Below are 18,391 nucleotides of genomic sequence, written 5' to 3'. Positions count from 1 at the left end.
TCCTTCCGTGTGCTCAGACCAGGTTCACGGACCGGACCTCGGCCGCGCCGGTCTCCGCGGCCAGCTCGGCCAGCACGCCGGGGGCCACCGTGTCGTCCACGGTGAGCACCGCCAGTGCCTCGCCGCCCACCGCCGCCCGCGCGACCTGCATGCCGGCGATGTTGATACCGGCCTCGCCGAGGACCCGGCCGACGGTGCCGACGACACCGGGACGGTCCTCGTAGCGCAGGACGACCATGTGGTCGGCGAGGGCCAGGTCGACGTCGTACTCGCCGACCGCGACGATCTTCTGCACGTGCTTGGGGCCGGCGAGCGTGCCGGAGACCGACACCTCCTCGCCGGTGCCCAGCGTGCCGCGCACGGTCACCACGTTGCGGTGTTCGGCCGACTCGGAGCTGGTGGTCAGGCGGACCTCGACCCCGCGCTCCTGCGCGAACAGCGGCGCGTTGACGTACGACACCGTCTCGTCGACCACGTCCTCGAAGACGCCCTTCAGCGCCGACAGTTCCAGCACCTTCACGTCGTGCTGTGTGATCTCGCCGTAGACCTCCACGTCGAGACGGACGGCGACCTCGCCGGCCAGCGCGGTGAAGATGCGGCCCAGCCGCTCGGCGAGCGGCAGCCCCGGCTTGACGTCCTCGGCGATGACCCCGCCCTGGACGTTCACCGCGTCCGGCACCAGCTCACCGGCGAGCGCGAGCCGCACCGAACGGGCGACCGCGATACCGGCCTTCTCCTGGGCCTCGTCGGTGGAGGCGCCGAGGTGCGGGGTGCACACGACCTGGTCCAGCTCGAACAGCGGGGAGTCGGTGCAGGGCTCCTTCGCGTACACGTCGAGGCCGGCGCCGGCGACCCGGCCCTCCTTCAGCGCCGCGTACAGCGCCGCCTCGTCGACGATGCCGCCGCGCGCGGCGTTGACGACGCGCACGCTCGGCTTGACCTTGCGCAGCGCCTCGTCGCCGATCAGACCGAGGGTCTCGGGCGTCTTGGGCAGGTGGACGGTGATGAAGTCGGAGACCTCCAGCAGCTCGTCCAGCGTCAGCACCCTGACGCCCATCTGCGCGGCCCGCGCGGGCTGCACGTAGGGGTCGTAGGCGACGACCTTCATGCCGAAGGCCGACATGCGCTGCGCGACGAGGGCGCCGATGCGGCCCAGGCCCACGACGCCCAGCGTCTTCTCGGCCAGCTCCACGCCCGTGTACTTGCTGCGCTTCCACTCGCCGTTCTTCAGGGCGGTGTTGGCCTGCGGGATGTGGCGGGCGGTGGCGAGGATGAGACCGCAGGCCAGCTCGGCGGCGGTCACGATGTTGGAGGTGGGGGCGTTGACGACCATCACGCCGGCCTTGGTGGCGGCGGAGACGTCGACGTTGTCCAGGCCGACGCCGGCCCGCGCGACGACCTTCAGCTTCTTCGCGGCGGCGATGGCCTCGGCGTCGACCTTGGTGGCCGAGCGGATGAGGATCGCGTCCACGTCGGCGATGGCCGGAAGCAGCTCGGAGCGGTCCGCCCCGTTGCAGTGCCGGATCTCGAAGTCCGGGCCGAGTGCGTCGACAGTGGCGGGCGACAGCTCTTCAGCGATGAGTACCGTGGCTTTTTGACTGGGGTACGAGCTCACGTGAGTCCTCACAAGTGCGATGCGGACGGCCGTCCCGACGGCCGCAGGCGGTGGAGAGGCTAGCCGCGGAAGACGCACGACGCTGTGGGCCTGACGCGTGTTGTCCAGAAGTGTAGTGGCGTGGCGGAGATCGCATTGCGCCTGAGCGGAAGGATCACCCGTCCGTGGCTGGACAGGGTGGACAACAGAGGCCGGAGCGCTTCGCCCCGGCCCCCGTCGCGAGGCTCACGCCTCCTCGTTCACCCAGCTCATCAGCTTGCGCAGCTTCTTGCCCGTGGTCTCCAGCAGGTGCTCGGAGTCCTGCTGCTTGTACTCGTTGTACTTCTTCAGGCCGCCGTGGTACTCGTCCATCCACGCCCGGGCGAAGGTGCCGTCCTGGATCTCGGCGAGGACCTTCTTCATCTCGGCCTTGGTGGCGTCGGTGATGATGCGCGGGCCGGTGACGTAGTCGCCCCACTCGGCGGTCTCGGAGATGGACCAGCGCATCTTCTCCAGGCCGCCCTCGTACATGAGGTCCACGATCAGCTTCAGCTCGTGCAGGCACTCGAAGTAGGCGATCTCCGGCTGGTAGCCGGCCTCGGTCAGGGTCTCGAAGCCCGCCTTGACCAGGGCCGCGGTGCCACCGCAGAGGACGGCCTGCTCGCCGAAGAGGTCGGTCTCGGTCTCCTCGGTGAACGTCGTCTTGATGACGCCGGCGCGGGTGCCGCCGATGCCCTTGGCGTACGACAGGGCGAGCGCGAAGGCGTTGCCGGAGGCGTCCTGCTCGACGGCGGCGATGCACGGCACGCCGCGGCCCTCCTCGTACTGGCGGCGGACCAGGTGGCCCGGGCCCTTCGGGGCGACCATGCAGACGTCCACGCCCGCCGGGGGCTTGATGAAGCCGTAGCGGATGTTCAGGCCGTGGCCGAAGAACAGCGCGTCGCCGTCCTTCAGGTTCGGGGCGATGGACTCGTCGTACACCTGGGCCTGGAGCGGGTCCGGGACCAGGATCATGATGACGTCGGCCTCGGCGGCGGCCTCGGCGGGGGTCACCACGCGCAGGCCCTGCTCCTCGGCCTTGGCCTTGGACTTGGAGCCCTCGTGCAGGCCGACACGCACGTCGACACCGGAGTCACGCAGGGACAGCGCGTGGGCGTGACCCTGGCTGCCGTAACCGATGACCGCGACCTTGCGGCCCTGGATGATGGACAGGTCGGCGTCGGCGTCGTAGAACAGCTCGGCCACTTTGGGTTCTCTCCTTGTGTGCGGGTGATGCTTACCACCGTATGACGGTGGGCGGGACGGAGGTTTCGGGGTCTCGGCATACGGGCGGCGGCGGGAGACGCCGGCCGCCCGTCTCCCGGCCTACGCGGTCCGGTCGAGGGAGCGCAGCGAGCGGTCCGTGATCGAACGGGCGCCGCGGCCGATCGCGATCGTGCCGGACTGGACCAGCTCCTTGATGCCGTACGGCTCCAGCATCTTGAGCATGGCGGACAGCTTCTCGCCGCTTCCGGTGGCCTCGATGGTCACGGCCTCCGGGGAGACGTCCACGGTCTTGGCGCGGAACAGCTGGACGATCTCCACGACCTGGGAGCGGGTCTCGTTGTCGGCGCGGACCTTCACCAGGACGAGTTCGCGCTGGACGGCCTGTCCCGGCTCCAGTTCGACGATCTTCAGCACGTTGACGAGCTTGTTGAGCTGCTTGGTGACCTGCTCCAGCGGCAGTTCCTCGACGCCCACCACGATGGTGATGCGGGAGATGTCGGGGTGCTCGGTGACCCCGACCGCGAGGGAGTCGATGTTGAAGCCGCGGCGGGAGAACAGGGCGGCGATGCGGGCGAGGATGCCCGGCGTGTTCTCCACCAGGACGGAGAGCGTGTGCTTGGACATGGTGTGTGCTCTTCCTTGCCAGTCGTCGTCAGTCGTCTTCGTTGTCGCCGAAGTCGGGGCGGACGTCCCGGGCGGCCATGATCTCGTCGTTGGAGGTGCCGGCGGCGACCATCGGCCAGACCATCGCGTCCTCGTGGACGATGAAGTCGACGACGACCGGGCGGTCGTTGATGGCGTTCGCCTCCGCGATGACCCGGTCCAGGTCCTCGGGGCTCTCGCAGCGCAGGCCCACGCAGCCCATCGCCTCGGACAGCTTCACGAAGTCCGGCACCCGCGTGCCCCGGGCCTGCGGGTTGACGTCGTCGGGCCCGCTGTGCAGCACGGTGTTGGAGTAGCGCTGGTTGTAGAACAGGGTCTGCCACTGGCGGACCATCCCCAGGGCGCCGTTGTTGATGACGGCGACCTTGATCGGGATGTTGTTCAGGGCGCAGGTGGTCAGTTCCTGGTTGGTCATCTGGAAGCAGCCGTCGCCGTCGATCGCCCAGACCGTCCGGTCCGGCACGCCGGCCTTGGCGCCCATGGCCGCCGGGACGGCGTAGCCCATCGTTCCGGCGCCGCCGGAGTTCAGCCAGGTGGCGGGCCGCTCGTACTGGACGAAGTGGGCGGCCCACATCTGGTGCTGGCCGACGCCCGCCGCGAAGACCGTGCCCTCCGGCGCCAGTCGCCCGATCCGCTCGATCACCTGCTGCGGGGAGAGCGAGCCGTCCTCGGGCAGGTCGTAGCCGAGCGGGTAGGTGTCGCGCCAGCGGTTCAGGTCGCTCCACCAGGCGGTGTAGTCCCCCCGGTGGCCGTCGCTGTGCTCCTTCTGCACCGCCTGGACCAGGTCGGCGATGACCTCGCGGGCGTCCCCGACGATCGGCACGTCGGCCTCGCGGTTCTTGCCGATCTCCGCCGGGTCGATGTCGGCGTGGACGATCTTGGCGTACGGCGCGAAGCTGTCCAGCCTGCCGGTGACGCGGTCGTCGAAGCGGGCGCCGAGGGCCACGATCAGGTCGGCCTTCTGGAGCGCGGTGACCGCGGTGACGCTGCCGTGCATGCCGGGCATGCCCACGTGCAGCGGATGGCTGTCGGGGAACGCGCCGAGCGCCATCAGGGTCGTGGTGACCGGCGCGCCGGTCAGCTCGGCGAGGACCTTCAGCTCGGCCGTGGCCCCGGCCTTGAGGACACCGCCGCCGACGTACAGCACGGGGCGCCTGGCGGCGGTGATCAGCTTGGCCGCCTCGCGGATCTGCTTGGCGTGCGGCTTGGTCACCGGACGGTAGCCGGGCAGGTCCATGGTGGGCGGCCAGCTGAAGACCGTCTTCGCCTGGAGGGCGTCCTTGGCGATGTCGACCAGGACCGGGCCCGGGCGGCCGGTGGAGGCGATGTGGAACGCCTGCGCGATGACCCGCGGGATGTCCTCGGCCTTGGTGACGAGGAAGTTGTGCTTGGTGATCGGCATGGTGATGCCGACGATGTCCGCCTCCTGGAAGGCGTCGGTGCCGATCGCCTTGGAGGCGACCTGGCCGGTGATCGCCACGAGCGGCACCGAGTCCATGTGCGCGTCGGCGATGGGGGTGACCAGGTTGGTCGCGCCCGGTCCCGAGGTGGCCATGCACACGCCGACCTTGCCCGTGGCCTGCGCGTAACCGGTGGCCGCGTGGCCGGCGCCCTGCTCGTGCCGGACCAGGACGTGACGCACCCGGGTGGAGTCCATCAGCGGGTCGTAGGCGGGGAGGATCGCGCCGCCGGGAATGCCGAAGACCGTGTCCGCGCCGACCTCCTCGAGGGAGCGGATGAGGGACTGCGCACCCGTGACGTGCTCGACGGGGGTGGAGTGCTGTCCTCCGGAACGGGGCCGCGGCTGCGGATGATGGGCCCCGGTGGCCTGCTCGGTCATCGGCATTCTCTTCTCGATGCTGAGGGTTTGTGCGGGTTCGGGCGGATTTCGGGCGTCGCACGAACGGTGCTCGTGCAACAAAAAACCCCTCGTGCCGCAAGGCAAGCGAGGGGAGCGCGCCGGGTGTGGTCGCTGGGGATTCCGGATCGTCCTCCGGTGGGTCCCAGCTCAGCCGACGCGCTGTCCAAGTACGAGAATTCGGGTGCGCATGGCACTGACCCTCCCCCCGGCACGCACCACGTGTCAAGTACGTGGGACGTGAGTCTCAGCATGTGAACGGAGGTGCGGCCGCCGCGCACGGCGACCGCACCTCCCGGGCACACCCTCGTACCCCGTCCCGCGTCCCGTCCGCCCGCGGGGGCCGCGCTCATCCCCGGGGCACGGCGGTGGGCTCCCGCACACCGCCGGCGAACACCGGCTCGGCCGGCGCGTGCGGCACCGGGTAGTGGCCCGAGGAGAGCGCCCGGCGCAACCGGTACTCGTCCAGCGGGCCGGCGAACGCCATGCCCTGGCCGTGAGTGCAGCCCATCGCGCGCAAGGCCACCACCTGCTCCGGCAGGTCCACGCCCTCGGCGACCGACTGGAGCCCGAGGTCCCCGGCGATCCGCAGCAGACCGCTGGTGATCTTGTGCAGCCGCGCGGACTCGACCACGCCCTCGACCAGACCGCGGTCGAGCTTGAGGATGTCCACGGGCAGTCTGCGCAGCGCCGTGATGGCCGCGTAGCCGCTGCCGAGGCCGTCCAGCGCGATGCGCACCCCGAGCCGGCTGAGCGCGGTCAGCCGGCGCTCCAGCTCGTCCAGCGGGACCCGGGGGTCGGTGTCGGACAGCTCCAGGACCAGCGCGCCGGGCGGCAGCCCGTGCCGGGTGAGCAGGGCCTCCACCGAGCCGAGCGGCGTGGAGCGGTCGAGCAGCCGGCGGGCGCTCATCCGGACGGCCACCGGGACCGCGGCCCCGGTGCCGGCCCGTTCGGCGGCCTGCTCCACGGCCTCGTGCAGCACCCAGCGGTCCAGCTCGGCCACCTTGTCGCCGTCCTCGGCCACCCGCAGGAACTCCGCCGGGGTGAACAGCACCCCTTGCGAGGAGCGCCAGCGCGCCTGCGCGGAGACCGAGGTGATCCGGCCGTTCTGGAGGCACACCACCGGCTGGTGCAGCAGTGCGAACTCACCGTCGTGCAGCGCGGCGCGCAGCCGGGTGGCCAGCTCCGCCTTGCGGACGACGTCCTGCTGCATCTGCGGTCTGTACAGCTCGACCCGGCCCTTCCCGGCGGACTTCGCGCGGTACATCGCCAGGTCGGCGTTGCGCAGCAGTTCACCCGCGCCGAGGCCCGGTTCGGCGAAGGCGACACCGATGGAGGCGTTGACGCGGACATCGTTGCCGCCGATGACGTACGGCTGGGAGAGGGTCATCCGGAGGCGGTCGGCCAGCTCCAGGATGTTCCGCTCCCGGGCCACCCGGTCGCGGGTGCCGTCCCCGACGATCAGGGCCGCGAACTCGTCGCCGCCGAGCCGGGAGGCGGTGTCCCCCTGGCGGACGGCGTCCTGGAGCCGGCGGGCGGCCTGCACGAGCAGTTCGTCCCCGGCCTGGTGGCCGATGGTGTCGTTGACGGCCTTGAAGCCGTCCAGGTCGATGAAGAGCACCGCCGTACCGCGCAGGGCGGCGCCCCGGTCGGTGGCGCGTCGGCCGGACAGCGCCTGCTGGACCCGCTTGGTGAACAGCGCCCGGTTGGGCAGGTCGGTCAGCGGGTCGTGCTCGGCGTTGTGCTGGAGCTGGGCCTGGAGGCGCACCCGCTCGGTCACGTCCCGGCTGTTGAAGATCAGCCCGCCGTGGTGCCGGTTGACGGTGGACTCGACGTTGAGCCAGCCGCCGGTGCCCGACCGGAACCGGCACTCGATGCGCGTGGTGGGTTCGTCGACCGGGCTGGCGGCGAGGAAGCGGCGCACCTCGTGCACCACACAGCCCAGGTCCTCCGGGTGGATCAGGCCCGCCAGCTCGCTGCCGACCAGGTCCTCGGCGGGCCGGCCGTACACCCCGGCGGCGGCCGGCGAGACGTACCGCAGGATGCCGTTGGGCGCGGCGATCATGATGACGTCGCTGGAGCCCTGCACCAGGGAGCGGAAGTGGTTCTCCTTCTGCGCGAGTTCCTGGGTGAGGGTGATGTTGTCCAGCAGCATGATGCCCTGCCGGATGACCAGGGCCAGCACCACGCAGCCCGCGGTGATCAGCACCACGTGGTCGGGCCTGCGGCCGTTGAGCACGTTGTACAGGATGCCCAGCGTGCAGACGGCCGCGGCCAGGTACGGCGTGAGCGCGGCCAGGGAACCGGTGAGCGGCCGGCCGGCCGGGTACCGGCAGTGCTCGCCGCCCGGCAGGTGCGGGGTCGTCGGCTGGTGGGCCGCGGTCCGCTGCCCGGGCAGGTGTTCGTGGGCGGCGGAGCGCTGTCCGGGCACGTGCTCGTGGACCACGCGGGTGTGCCCGTCCGGCGCGCGGGTCCCCGGGGCGCCCGGCGTCCGGGGGGTGGCCCAGGGCGCGTAGGCGAGCACCAGGGAACCGGCGAACCAGCCGGCGTCCAGCAGCTGCCCGGAGCGGTAACTGCTGTGCAGCAGCGGCGAGGTGAACAGCGCGTCGCACATGACGGTCAGCGCCAGCGCGCCGATCGCGGTGTTCACCGCCGTACGGTTGCCCGGGGCGCGGCGGAAGTGCAGCGCGAGGACCATGCTCACGAGCGCGATGTCCAGCAGCGGGTACGCCAGCGACAGCGCGGCGTGCGCCACGCTGGACCCGTCGAACCTGGCCGTCTGGGCGAGCGCAAGGCTCCACGAGAGGGTGAGCAGGGAACCGCCGATCAGCCAGGCGTCCAGGCCCAGGCAGATCCAGCCCGCCCGGTTGACCGGCCGCTTGGCGAGGACCAGCAGACCCACGATGGCGGGCGGCGCGAAGCACAGGAAGAACAGGTCGGCGTAGCTGGGGCTGGGCACGTCCACGTCCAGGACGACCTCGTACCACCCCCAGACGGCGTTGCCCAGCGCCGTCATCGTGGCGGACAGGGCGAACAGCAGCCAGGCGGACCGGAAGCGCACGCGGGTGCCGCGGGCGTAGAGGAAGCAGGAGACCGCGGCGGTACCGGCCGCCGCGCTGAGCCCGAAGTCGCCCATGACGTCGGCGACGGCCTTGGTGCCCCAGCCGGCCGCGGCGCCGACGGCGTACGCCGCGCAGACCAGGGCGAGGACGAGCTGCTCCACCAGGCGGGCGTTCTCCCCGGGGGCCGGCCGCCGGGGCGGTGGCGCCTGGTACGGGTGCGGTGCGCGCACGGCTTCGTGAAGGGTGCTCGCCACCGAGGGCGGGGCGCTCACCGGGGACTCCCGCTGCGCGCCGCTCCCGGGTCCCGACGGTCCCGGTGCGCCGGACGGGCGTGCCTGCGCCGGCCGCTGGGCCTGCGCTGCTGGTACGTGTGGTGGGTGTGGTGGCCGCGCCTGCGCGTGGTCGCGCGCCAGGTTCGCCGTCGGCGGCCCCGCCGCGTCGGATCGTTCGTCCATAGGCCGTGCATCGCCCGTCGCCCCCCTCACAAATCTGAAATGTCCATCCCCGGCGCCGAACGGTCAGCGGCGCAGCCCCTGTCGGGACGATACACCAGGATCGTCACTCAGGGACATAGTTCCTCTACGCTCCGTGACGACCAGCGGATATGCCGGTACGGCCCGCGTCCGAAAGGTTGCGGAGGGTGCCGGAAGCGGGGATTACCGCCCGTTTGATCCGGGGCCGGCCGCTCCCGTCGTCAGGATCACGTTGCGCAGCGGCCGGTGGTTCACGAACCGGGTCAACTGGTCGGCCAGCAGCCGTCCGGCGCGCGGCAGGAAGGCCGAGGACGGGCCGCCCACGTGCGGGCTGATCAGCACCCCCGGCGCCCGCCACAGCGGGTGGCCCGGCGGCAGCGGCTCGGGGTCGGTCACGTCCAGCGCGGCACCGATCCGGCCCGTCCCCACCTCGGCGAGCAGCGCCTCGGTGTCGACGACGGGACCGCGCGCGACGTTCACCAGCAGCGCCCCGTCCTTCATCCGGGCGAGGAAACCGGCGTCCACGAGCCCCCGGGTCTCCTCCGTCAGCGGCGTGCAGAGGATCACCACGTCCGCGTCCGGGAGCAGCGCGGGCAGATCGGTGATCGGGTGCACGGGACCGCGCGCCGTGGTGCGCTGGGAGCGCGCGACGCGCGCCACCCGCGCGACCTCGAAGGGCACGAGCCGGTCCTCGACGGCTTCGCCGATGGAGCCGTAGCCGACGATGAGGACGTTCCGGTCGGCGAGCGAGGGGTGGAAGGCGCTCTCCCAGTGCTCCCGCTGCTGGGCGCGGACGAAACCGGGGACGCCGCGCAGCGCGGCCAGGGTCAGGGTGAGGGCCAGTTCGGCCGTGCTCGTCTCGTGCACACCGCGCGCGTTGCACAGCTGGACGCCCGGTGGGATGTCCGGCAGCCGCGCCATGATGTCGTCGACCCCGGCCGTCAGCGTCTGGATGACCCGGACGTTGGTCAGCCGCGCCAGCGGGCCCACCCTGGTGGGCCACGGCTTCATGTACGGCACCACGTACACCGCGCACCGGGCGGGGTCGCCGGGAAACGGCTGCTCACCGTCCTCGCCCCCGTCCCAGAACAGGTACCGGGGCCCCTCGGGAAGCCCCTCGATCTCCTCGGGCGGAAGGGGCAGCCACACGTCTGAAGTCATGCCAGGAGGCTATGTCAGGCGCCCGTGCGCGCAGAGGTTAGGTTGGTGGCCGGGCAGAGGGAGGGTCACGAGCAGGTGGAGCGCAGGACGATCGGCGCGGGAACGCTCGCGGTGGGGGCCGTCGGACTCGGGTGCATGCCGATGAGCTGGGCGTACAGCGGCTCCCGGCGACGGGGTGACGAGTCGCTCAGAACCGTGCACCGGGCGCTCGACCTGGGCTGCGACCTCCTGGACACCGCCGACATGTACGGCCCGTTCACCAACGAGCTGCTGCTGGGCCGGGCGCTGAAGGAACGGCGCGGGGACGCCTTCGTGTCCACCAAGGCCGGTCTGCTGGTGGGCGAACAGCACATCGTGGCCAACGGCCGACCCGGCTACGTCAGACGGGCCTGCGACGCCTCGCTGCGCCGGCTCCAGACGGACGTGATCGACCTGTACCAGCTGCACCGCGCCGACCCCGAGGTGCCCGTCGAGGAGACCTGGGGCGCGATGGCGGACCTGGTCCGCGCCGGGAAGGTGCGGGCGCTGGGCCTGTGCGCGGTGGGCGTGCGCGGCGGACGCCGCTCCGGCACCGGGCCGTACGACGCCACGCTGCGCCAGCTGCGCCGGGTCCAGCAGGTGTTCCCGGTCAGCGCGGTGCAGGCGGAGCTGTCGGTGTGGTCGCCGCAGGCGCTGGGGGCACTGCTGCCGTGGTGCGAGGCGCGCGGCGTGGGGCTCCTGGCGGCCATGCCGCTCGGCAACGGCTTCCTGACCGGCACCCTCACACCGGGACAGGGCTTCGAACCGGACGACATCCGCGCGCGCCACCCCCGCTTCACGGCCGAGATGATGGCCGCCAACCAGCCGATCGTCGCCGGCCTGCGCCGGATCGCCCGCCGGTACGGTGAGGACGTCACCCCGGCCCAGGTCGCCCTGGCCTGGGTGCTGGCGCAGGGCCGCCACGTGATCGCCCTGCCGGGCACCAAACGGGAGCGGTGGGCGGCGCAGAACGCGGCGGCGGCCGGGCTGCGGCTGACCGCCGAGGACCTGGCGGAGGTCGCCCGGCTGCCGCCGGCGCAGGAGTCGTGGGACTGAGGTCGCCGCCATGGGCCACCGGGGAGCGGGAACCCGGGAGGCGCGGGCGGCAGGAAGGGGCGGACATGCCGCCGGACCACCGTGTCGAAGGGACCCAGATCGTGCGACGCCGAGCTGCGACGGCCGCGGTGGCCGTGGCCTCACTCATGCTGGCCGCCGGCTGCTCCACGGGGGGAGGCGGACCCCTCCCGGGTGCCGGGCGTACGGCCACCGGCGCGGCGACCGGTGCCGCCTCGCCGCGGGCCACCTCCCCCGCGCCCCCCGCCAAGGGCTCGGTGAAGGTGCTGCGCACGGTGGCCGAAGGGCTCAGGGCCCCGTGGGGACTGGCCCCGCTGCCCGGCGGCGACCTGCTCGTCTCCTCCCGCGACACGGGCACGATCGTCCGCATCGACGGCAGGACGGGCCGGAAGACCGAACTGGGCACGGTCTCCGGGGTCGCGCCCGCCGGGGAGGGCGGCCTGCTGGGCATCGCCCTCTCCCCCGACTACGCCTCGGACCACATGGTCTACGCCTACTTCACCTCCGCCTCCGACAACCGCGTCGTCCGCATGCGTTACGACGAGCGGCGACCGGCCGGTGAACAACTCGACGCCCCGGACACGGTGTTCAAGGGCATCCCCAAGGGCTTCATCCACAACGGCGGCCGGATCGCCTTCGGCCCGGACGGCATGCTGTACGCGGGTACGGGTGAGAGCGGGCGGCGGGGGCTGGCCCAGGACCGCAAGTCCCTCGGCGGGAAGATCCTGCGCATGACCCCGGACGGCGAACCGGCGCCCGGCAACCCGTTCCCCCACTCCGTCGTGTACTCCTATGGCCATCGCAATGTCCAGGGTCTGGCCTGGGACCGCGAACAGCGCCTGTTTGCCTCCGAGTTCGGCCAGGACACCTGGGACGAGCTGAACGCGATCCGGCCCGGCGGCGACTACGGCTGGCCGGTCGCCGAGGGCCGGTCCGCCAAGGCCGGGTTCATCGACCCGGTCGCCCAGTGGCACACCGACGACGCCTCCCCCAGCGGCATCGCCGCCGTCAACGGGGTGATCTGGATGGCGGCCCTGAAGGGTGAGCGGCTGTGGCGCATCCCGCTGCGCGGCACGGCGGCGTCGGCCGCCCCGCAGGCCTTCCTCACCGGCGCCTACGGCCGCCTCCGCACGGTCGCACCGGCGGGCGGCGACCGCGTCTGGCTGGTCACCAGCAACACGGACGGCCGCGGAACCCCGAAGAAGGGCGACGACCGAGTACTGGAAGTCCGAGTGAGGTAGCCCTCGGGGCGGGGGAAGAGGGGGCGGGGGAAGCGGGGCGGCGGGCGCCGGGTTGGCCGGTTCTGGTTCGGTGGGTTCCGGTGCGCGGGTGCGGGGCAGGGGGGCGTGGGTCCGGTCCGGCCGTTCTCGGTTCGGCCGGTTCGGGTCTGGCCGGAGCCGGCCGTCGGCGAGGTTCCGGTTCGGGGGCTCTGGTCAGGCGGGTTCTGGTCCGGCCGTGGGTTGCGCTGCGCCCTGGTCCGGTCCGGCCGTGGGTCCCGGTCCTGCCTGGTCCGGTGCGGCCTGGTCCGGCTCAGTGGGTGGCGGGTGCGGTAGGCGTATGCGGACCTTTCCCGATGCGAGATCGATGGGGCCCCGGACGGGGTCGGCGTCACCGACGTCCTCGCGGGTCAGCGCGAGCCGGTTCTGCTCGTCCCGGGTGTGCCTGCGGCCGGGCGCGAACAGGTCGTCGAAGGCGTCGAACACGGTGTCCCCTCACTGCCGGTCCTCGCCCGGCGCGGGTGTCAGCCCCGGGCCTCCGCGGCGAGGGGCTCGTCGGTGAACAGCCCCAGCCGGTGCGCCACCGCCGCCGCCTCGCCCCGGCCCGAGACACCGAGCTTGCCGAGGATGTGGGAGACGTGGACGCTCGCGGTCTTCGGGGAGATGAACAGTTCCTGCGCGATCTGGCGGTTGGTGCGGCCGGCCGCGACCAGGCCCAGGACGTCCCGCTCCCGGTTGGTGAGGCCGAGCGCGGCGACCGGGTCGGCCGGGGCGGCAGCCCGCCGGGGCGCGCAGGTCAGGCCGAGGCGGGCCCGCTGGGCGAGCCGGGCGACGGCGTCGGCCAGCGGGCGGGCCTCCAGGTGGGCGGCGACCGCGGCGGCCAGCCGGAGCAGTTCCACCGCGCGGTCCCGCTCGTCGTCGCCGCCCTCGGCCAGCAGCGCCCCGGCGAGGCGCAGACGGACCCGGCCGAGGTCGTAGGGCCGGTCGAGGCACTCGAACGCGGTGACCACCGGCGACCAGATGTCCGCGGTGTCCCGGCCCCCGGCCCGCAGCAGTTCGGCGCCGGTCCACCGGCTGTAGGCCTCCCAGAGGGGAACGCAGGTGGCGAGGGTGCCCGCGGCCGCGGCGAGGCGGTCGAGGAACTCGGCGCGGCCGGGCTGGGCGGCGGGCAGGGTGCGGGCGTCGGCCTCGGCGGTGGCGGCGGCCAGCAGCAGCGGCCAGCCGTAGCGGTGGGTACCGGGCGGCAGGCCGGCGTCCAGCGCGAGGAGCAGCGCGGCGCGGGCGTCGGCGATCCGGCCTTCTGCGGCCGCGAGACCCACGGTGATCCGGGCCAGCGGCAGGGACTGCTGGGGTATCGGGTCATGGGTGCCGTACCGGGTGCGGGCCGCGGTGTGCTGCCGGGCGGCCTCGGCGAGGTCTCCGCGGGCCAGGGCGAGGTGGGCCAGGCGCAGGGCGCCCGCGCCGCGGGGCTTGGCGCTGTGGCCGACCCGGGTCGCGTGCGCGGCGGCGTCGGCCGCCTCCGGCCACCGGCCCAGCGAGTACAGCGCGTCGGACAGGTTGCCCCACACCCAGGCCTCGGAGTCCAGCAGGCCGTACCGGCGGCAGAAGTCGGCACCCTCGTGCAGCAGGGGGACGGCCTCCCGGTCCCGGCCGATGCCCTGCAACGCGGACGGCAGGTTGACGTACGCGCGGCCCGCGACCGGGTGCATGCCCTCCGCCCGGGTCTCCCGCAGGACCTGGCGCATCTGAGCCAGGCCCGTCTCGGGGTCGCCGGAGTCCACGATCAGGCCGCCCAGGGTGAGGCGGGCGTGCAGTTCGGTCTCCCGGGCGCCCACCATCCGCGCGTACTCCACGGCCCGTTCGGCGGCGGCGAAGGCCGCGGGGCCGGGCCGGTGCTGCATGGACCAGTTGGCGGCGACCGCCAGCACCTCGGCGTGCACCTCTGAGGGCGGCAGGCCGCGCACCAGGTCCTGGGCGGTGGCCAGTTCGTGCCGGCCGTCGCCGCGCGCCTGGGCCTGCACCAGCCGGGAGCGCTGCACCCAGAACCAGGCGGCGCGCAGCGGGTCCGGCTCGTCGTCCAGGAGGCGCAGCGCCCGCTTGGTGATCTTCAGGGCGCGTTCCCGCTCGCCGCCGAAGCGGCCGGCGACGGCGGCCTCGGCCATCAGGTCGAGGTAGCGCAGCGGGGTGGTGGCCGGGTCGCAGCCGCACGGGGGGTAGGCCTCGGTGCAGTCGACGGGGCGCAGGGCGCGGCGCACCTCCCGGGGGGCGCCGTCCCACAGCTCCATCGCCCGCTCCAGCAGGCCCAGCTGCTCGGTGTAGGCGTGCCGGCGGCGGGCCACGACGGAGGCGGCCAGGACGGCGGGCAGGGCCTTCGCGGCGTCACGGGCGTGGTACCAGTAGCTGGCCAGGCGCATCACCCGGGCGTCGGCGGGGACGAGTCCGGGGTCGGCCTCCAGGGCCTCGGCGTAGCGGCGGTTGAGCCGGGAGCGTTCGCCGGGCAGCAGGTCGTCGGCGACGGCCTCGCGGACCAGGGAGTGCCGGAAGCGGTAGCCGTCGCCGGCCCGGGTGACGGTGAGGATGTTGGCGCCGACGGCGGCCCGCAGCGCCTCGATGAGGTCGTCCTCGGGGAGCTGGACCACGGCGGCGATCAGCCGGTACTCCACCGTGGAACCGCCCTCGGCGACGACGCGAGTGACCCGCTGGGCGCTCTCGGGCAGGGTCTCGACCCGGACCAGCAGCAGGTCGCGCAGGGAGTCGGTGAGGCCGGCGCAGTCGCCCCGGCGGCCGGCGACGGCGAGTTCCTCGATGAAGAAGGCGTTGCCGTCGGAGCGTTCGTAGATCTCGTCGACCTGGTCGGGGTCGGGTTCGGCGGCGAGGATGCCGGCGATCTGACGGCAGGCCTCCTCGCGGGTGAAGCGGGCCAGTTCGATACGGCGGACGGTGCGCAGCCGGTCCAGCTCGGCGAGCAGGGGGCGCAGCGGGTGGCGGCGGTGGATGTCGTCGGAGCGGTAGGTGGCGAGGACGAGGAGGCGGCCGGCGCGCAGGGTGCGGAAGAGGTAGGCGAGGAGGTGGCGGGTGGAGGCGTCGGCCCAGTGCAGGTCCTCCAGGACGAGGACGACGGTGTGCGCGGCGGCGACCCGCTCCAGCAGCCGGGCGGTCAGCTCGAACAGGCGGGCCATGCCCTGCTCGTCGTGGCGGCCGGCACCGGCCTCGCCGAGGTCGGGGAGCAGGCGGGCCAGCTCCTCCTCCTGGCCCGCCGCGGCGGCGGCGAACTCCTCGGGCAGGGCGTCGCGCAGGGCGCGCAGCGCCGTGGAGAAGGGGGCGAACGGCAGTCCGTCGGCGCCGACCTCCACGCAGCCGCCGACGGCGACGACGACCTCGCGGCGGGCTGCGGCCGTGGCGAACTCCTCGACCAGGCGCGTCTTGCCCACGCCCGCCTCGCCGCCGAGCAGCAGCGCCTGCGGCTCGGCCGCGGCGGCACGGGCGAGCGCGTCTTTCAGCGTGTCCAGCTCGTCGGTGCGGCCGACGAACACGGGACTGACGAACCAGGTCTCCACGGGCCCGAGCATCGCACGGGGCCGGTGCGGCCTGGCACCGGTTTTCCACAACCCCGGTGCGATGGTCGTACCGGGGGGTGTCGGTGGCGTACCGACGGCCGCAAGAGCCGTGCCACCGGGACGCGGGGGCCGTGGGCGGCCGACCCCCGTGCGGCCGCCCACCGCCTCCGCGGTCACGCGGTGCGCGGCAGCCAGTTCCGGCGGGGCCGCTCGGTATGGGACTCGGCGGCCGGGGTGTCGTGGCGGGCGGCGCGGCGGGTGCGGACGGCCTCGCGGGCCAGGCGGTCCCGCTGCGCCTCACGGCGCAGTTCGGCGGAGCGGATGCGGTGCAGTTCCAGCTCGTACATGGTGGGCCTCTCGGTGTTGACGGTGTCGTGCGCCGCGTCTCCGCGACGACCTCCACCCTCGTCCCCCAGGGGTCCGCGCGGCATCGGGGAAGTTCCGCATCTTCGGCCGGCCGGGCGGGCCGTACACGCGCGTAAGGGGCCTTAGGCCGCCCGTGCGGTGCGCACGGGCGACCTAAGGCCCCTGGTCCCACGCGGTGGTTCAGCCGGCGGAGGGCAGGCCGAGCAGCGCGTCGGAGTACTTCAGGACGGCCAGGAGCAGACCGATGACGCCGAGCGAGACGCCCGCCCAGGCGACCGACCTGATCCAGGCCGCCTGCGGGCGGCCGGGGGCGCCGAACGCGGGCCGGGCCAGCACCACGACGCCGGTGACCAGCGCGGTCAGCGCGAACAGGCCCGCCCACAGGGCGGTGGTGTGCCAGGCGTCGCCGTAGACCTCCTTGATCTGGCGGGACACGGTCGCCGTGGAGGAGGTCCGCAGCTGGCCGACGAGCTGCTCGCGGGCGGCGGCGACGGTGCCGATCCAGCCGCCGCTGAGCGAGACCAGGCCGAGCGCGGCGGAGACGACGGCGCCGGCGCCCAGGCCGACCCCGGAGGCCGTCCGGTCGGCGGCCTCCACCTCCCGCGCCTCGTCGCCGTCCTCCTCGGAGGGCGCCGTGTCCGGGTCCGGCACCTCGGCACCCCGCTCCCCGGCCTCCTGGTCCGTGGGGGTCCCCGCCGCTCCGGCGGTTCCGGCCGCCGCCGTCGTCTCGTCGTCCGCGCGCGCCCCGGTGCCGGGCTCGGCGCCTTCCGTTGTCTTCGTTGCCATGCCCGGCACCGTACGGACGCCGTCTGAGAGGTCTCTTAACGTCCGCTGTGCGGGGTGCGCTCGCGGGCCGCCCGCCACTCGGGTGCCAGCACTGCCCAGATCTCGGTGCTGGTGCGCACGCCACGGTGCGGGTAGTTCTCGCGGAGGACGCCCTCACGGCTCATGCCGAGCCGCCGGGCCACGCCGATGCTCGGCTCGTTGGCGCAGGACACGTGCCACTCCACCCGGTGCATGCCGCGCTCCTCGAAGGCCCAGTCGAGCAGCAACCGCATGCCCCGCGTGACCAGGCCGCGCCCGGCCGCCGAGGGCTCCAGCCAGCAGCCGGCCTCGCACACTCCGCTCGGGGTGTCCCAGACGCGGAACAGCAGCCCGCCCACGAGCCGGCCGTCCAGCCAGATGCCGTGCACGCTCCCGGCGTCGGCGGCGCGCTTGTCCGCGTAGGACGTCAGCCAGGACCGGGCGCCGTCCAGGTCGGACACCACGTCCGGCAGGCCGACGTGCCGGCCGATGAACTCCCGTCCCCGGTCGATGTGGGCGAGGAGTTCCCCGGCGTGCCAGACCTCCAGGGGCCGCAGCTCGGCTCCGTCGTCACCCAGGGATGTCGCGTACATCGCGGCGCCGCTCCTCCCGCAGTTCCTCCGTCGAGACCGCTCAGAGCCTCTCACGGGCGGCGCGGCGACACGGTACCCGGGGCGGCCGGCACGGGGCCGCTCCCGCGGGGTGGGAGTGATCGTCGGCGGGTGCGCGGGCCGCGCCGGGCCGTCGGTCGGACCGTGCGGGCGAGCAGCAACCGCAGCTCCCCCGGGTGCGGCCCCCGACGGCCGGGGCCAGGGCAGGTGCCACCTCCGCCGGGACGTCAGTCGAACTGGTCGCCCACGGCCATGACCATCGTCCCGGCGATCAGCAGCCACAGCGCCCTGCCTGGCTCCCGCGGCCTCTGCGAGGGCGGGTGTTCCGCAGCAGCGCGGCGGCCGCTCCCGCCGGGGCCGGCAGACCAGCGCCGACGGCCGCCCACCGGGCCCCCGCGCGTCCTCGACGTACCCCGACCCGCCGTCCCTGGCCTCCGCCGGGACGTCAGTCGAACTGGTCGCCCACGGCCATGACCATCGCCCCGGCGATCAGTAGCCACAGCGCGCCCTGCCTGGCTCCCGCGGCCTCTGCGAAGGCGGGTGTTCCGCAGCAGCGCGGCGGCCGCCCCCGCCGGGGCCGGCAGACCAGCGCCGACGGCCGCCCACCGGGCCCCCGCGCGTCCTCGACGTACCCCGACCCGCCGTCCCTGGCCTCCGCCGGGAACGT

13 protein-coding genes and 1 pseudogene are annotated in these 18,391 nt (G+C 73.7%); 2 read left to right on the top strand and 12 right to left on the bottom strand.

What is annotated here, in order from left to right:
- Positions 1 to 13: 13 nt before the first annotated feature.
- The 6 genes from serA to ACIQVT_RS26305 form a co-directional block, all read right to left on the bottom strand.
- Positions 14 to 1,615 (bottom strand): phosphoglycerate dehydrogenase, encoded by a 1,602-nt coding sequence (serA, locus tag ACIQVT_RS26330; RefSeq protein WP_403758913.1) that lies wholly within the window; start codon positions 1,613 to 1,615, stop codon positions 14 to 16.
- 225 nt (positions 1,616 to 1,840) lie between these two features.
- Positions 1,841 to 2,839, bottom strand: a complete 999-nt coding sequence (gene ilvC, locus ACIQVT_RS26325) for a ketol-acid reductoisomerase (RefSeq protein ID WP_403758910.1) — start codon at positions 2,837 to 2,839, stop codon at positions 1,841 to 1,843.
- A gap of 120 nt (positions 2,840 to 2,959) precedes the next feature.
- A complete protein-coding gene (gene ilvN, locus ACIQVT_RS26320; RefSeq protein WP_403758907.1) occupies positions 2,960 to 3,484 on the bottom strand; it encodes an acetolactate synthase small subunit in 525 nt (174 codons plus the stop codon).
- Positions 3,485 to 3,512: 28 nt separating this feature from the next.
- On the bottom strand, positions 3,513 to 5,363 hold the full coding sequence (locus tag ACIQVT_RS26315) for an acetolactate synthase large subunit (protein WP_403758902.1): 1,851 nt from the start codon (positions 5,361 to 5,363) through the stop codon (positions 3,513 to 3,515).
- A 367-nt stretch (positions 5,364 to 5,730) separates the two neighbouring features.
- Complete coding sequence (locus tag ACIQVT_RS26310) at positions 5,731 to 8,715, bottom strand: putative bifunctional diguanylate cyclase/phosphodiesterase (RefSeq protein ID WP_403758898.1); 2,985 nt, start codon at positions 8,713 to 8,715, stop codon at positions 5,731 to 5,733.
- A 384-nt stretch (positions 8,716 to 9,099) separates the two neighbouring features.
- The gene (locus ACIQVT_RS26305; RefSeq protein ID WP_403758895.1) at positions 9,100 to 10,077 is read right to left on the bottom strand and encodes a 2-hydroxyacid dehydrogenase; all 978 of its coding nucleotides are present in this window, start codon (positions 10,075 to 10,077) and stop codon (positions 9,100 to 9,102) included.
- 75 nt (positions 10,078 to 10,152) lie between these two features.
- On the opposite strand from ACIQVT_RS26305, the gene ACIQVT_RS26300 reads away from it, so the two are divergent.
- Together ACIQVT_RS26300 and ACIQVT_RS26295 are read left to right on the top strand one after the other, a co-directional pair.
- On the top strand, positions 10,153 to 11,151 hold the full coding sequence (locus ACIQVT_RS26300; protein WP_403759463.1) for an aldo/keto reductase: 999 nt from the start codon (positions 10,153 to 10,155) through the stop codon (positions 11,149 to 11,151).
- Between the two features lie 65 nt (positions 11,152 to 11,216).
- Positions 11,217 to 12,410 (top strand): PQQ-dependent sugar dehydrogenase, encoded by a 1,194-nt coding sequence (locus tag ACIQVT_RS26295; RefSeq protein ID WP_403758892.1) that lies wholly within the window; start codon positions 11,217 to 11,219, stop codon positions 12,408 to 12,410.
- 192 nt (positions 12,411 to 12,602) lie between these two features.
- On the opposite strand, the gene ACIQVT_RS26290 is transcribed toward ACIQVT_RS26295, so the two are convergent.
- The 6 genes and pseudogenes from ACIQVT_RS26290 to ACIQVT_RS26265 form a co-directional block, all read right to left on the bottom strand.
- Entirely contained in the window at positions 12,603 to 12,872 is a 270-nt protein-coding gene (locus ACIQVT_RS26290; RefSeq protein ID WP_403758889.1) for a DUF6191 domain-containing protein, read from the bottom strand.
- A 38-nt stretch (positions 12,873 to 12,910) separates the two neighbouring features.
- Complete coding sequence (locus tag ACIQVT_RS26285) at positions 12,911 to 15,955, bottom strand: AAA family ATPase (RefSeq protein ID WP_403758886.1); 3,045 nt, start codon at positions 15,953 to 15,955, stop codon at positions 12,911 to 12,913.
- A gap of 161 nt (positions 15,956 to 16,116) precedes the next feature.
- Positions 16,117 to 16,374: a hypothetical protein gene (locus tag ACIQVT_RS26280; RefSeq protein WP_403758883.1), complete on the bottom strand. Its 258-nt coding sequence runs from the start codon at positions 16,372 to 16,374 to the stop codon at positions 16,117 to 16,119.
- A gap of 115 nt (positions 16,375 to 16,489) precedes the next feature.
- Positions 16,490 to 17,095: a hypothetical protein gene (locus tag ACIQVT_RS26275; RefSeq protein WP_403758880.1), complete on the bottom strand. Its 606-nt coding sequence runs from the start codon at positions 17,093 to 17,095 to the stop codon at positions 16,490 to 16,492.
- 35 nt (positions 17,096 to 17,130) lie between these two features.
- Positions 17,131 to 17,706, bottom strand: a complete 576-nt coding sequence (locus tag ACIQVT_RS26270; RefSeq protein ID WP_403758877.1) for a GNAT family N-acetyltransferase — start codon at positions 17,704 to 17,706, stop codon at positions 17,131 to 17,133.
- Between the two features lie 463 nt (positions 17,707 to 18,169).
- A pseudogene (locus ACIQVT_RS26265) lies at positions 18,170 to 18,391 on the bottom strand (hypothetical protein); the annotation flags it as partial.

Source organism: Streptomyces sp. NPDC100445 (genome assembly GCF_044759735.1).
Classification (GTDB): Bacteria; Actinomycetota; Actinomycetes; order Streptomycetales; family Streptomycetaceae; genus Streptomyces.
Note: the sequence above shows the minus strand (reverse complement) of the source record. Positions and strands in the feature narration are given on the sequence as shown.

Excerpts from the sequence above, each read along its gene's own strand:
- ACIQVT_RS26275 (WP_403758880.1), bottom strand. The coding sequence starts at position 17,095 with ATGGCAACGAAGACAACGGAAGGCGCCGAGCCCGGCACCGGGGCGCGC.
- ilvN (WP_403758907.1), bottom strand. The coding sequence starts at position 3,484 with ATGTCCAAGCACACGCTCTCCGTCCTGGTGGAGAACACGCCGGGCATC.
- ACIQVT_RS26285 (WP_403758886.1), bottom strand. The coding sequence starts at position 15,955 with ATGCTCGGGCCCGTGGAGACCTGGTTCGTCAGTCCCGTGTTCGTCGGC.
- ACIQVT_RS26305 (WP_403758895.1), bottom strand. The coding sequence starts at position 10,077 with ATGACTTCAGACGTGTGGCTGCCCCTTCCGCCCGAGGAGATCGAGGGG.
- ACIQVT_RS26295 (WP_403758892.1), top strand. The coding sequence starts at position 11,217 with ATGCCGCCGGACCACCGTGTCGAAGGGACCCAGATCGTGCGACGCCGA.
- ACIQVT_RS26280 (WP_403758883.1), bottom strand. The coding sequence starts at position 16,374 with ATGCCGCGCGGACCCCTGGGGGACGAGGGTGGAGGTCGTCGCGGAGAC.
- ACIQVT_RS26315 (WP_403758902.1), bottom strand. The coding sequence starts at position 5,363 with ATGACCGAGCAGGCCACCGGGGCCCATCATCCGCAGCCGCGGCCCCGT.
- ACIQVT_RS26270 (WP_403758877.1), bottom strand. The coding sequence starts at position 17,706 with ATGTACGCGACATCCCTGGGTGACGACGGAGCCGAGCTGCGGCCCCTG.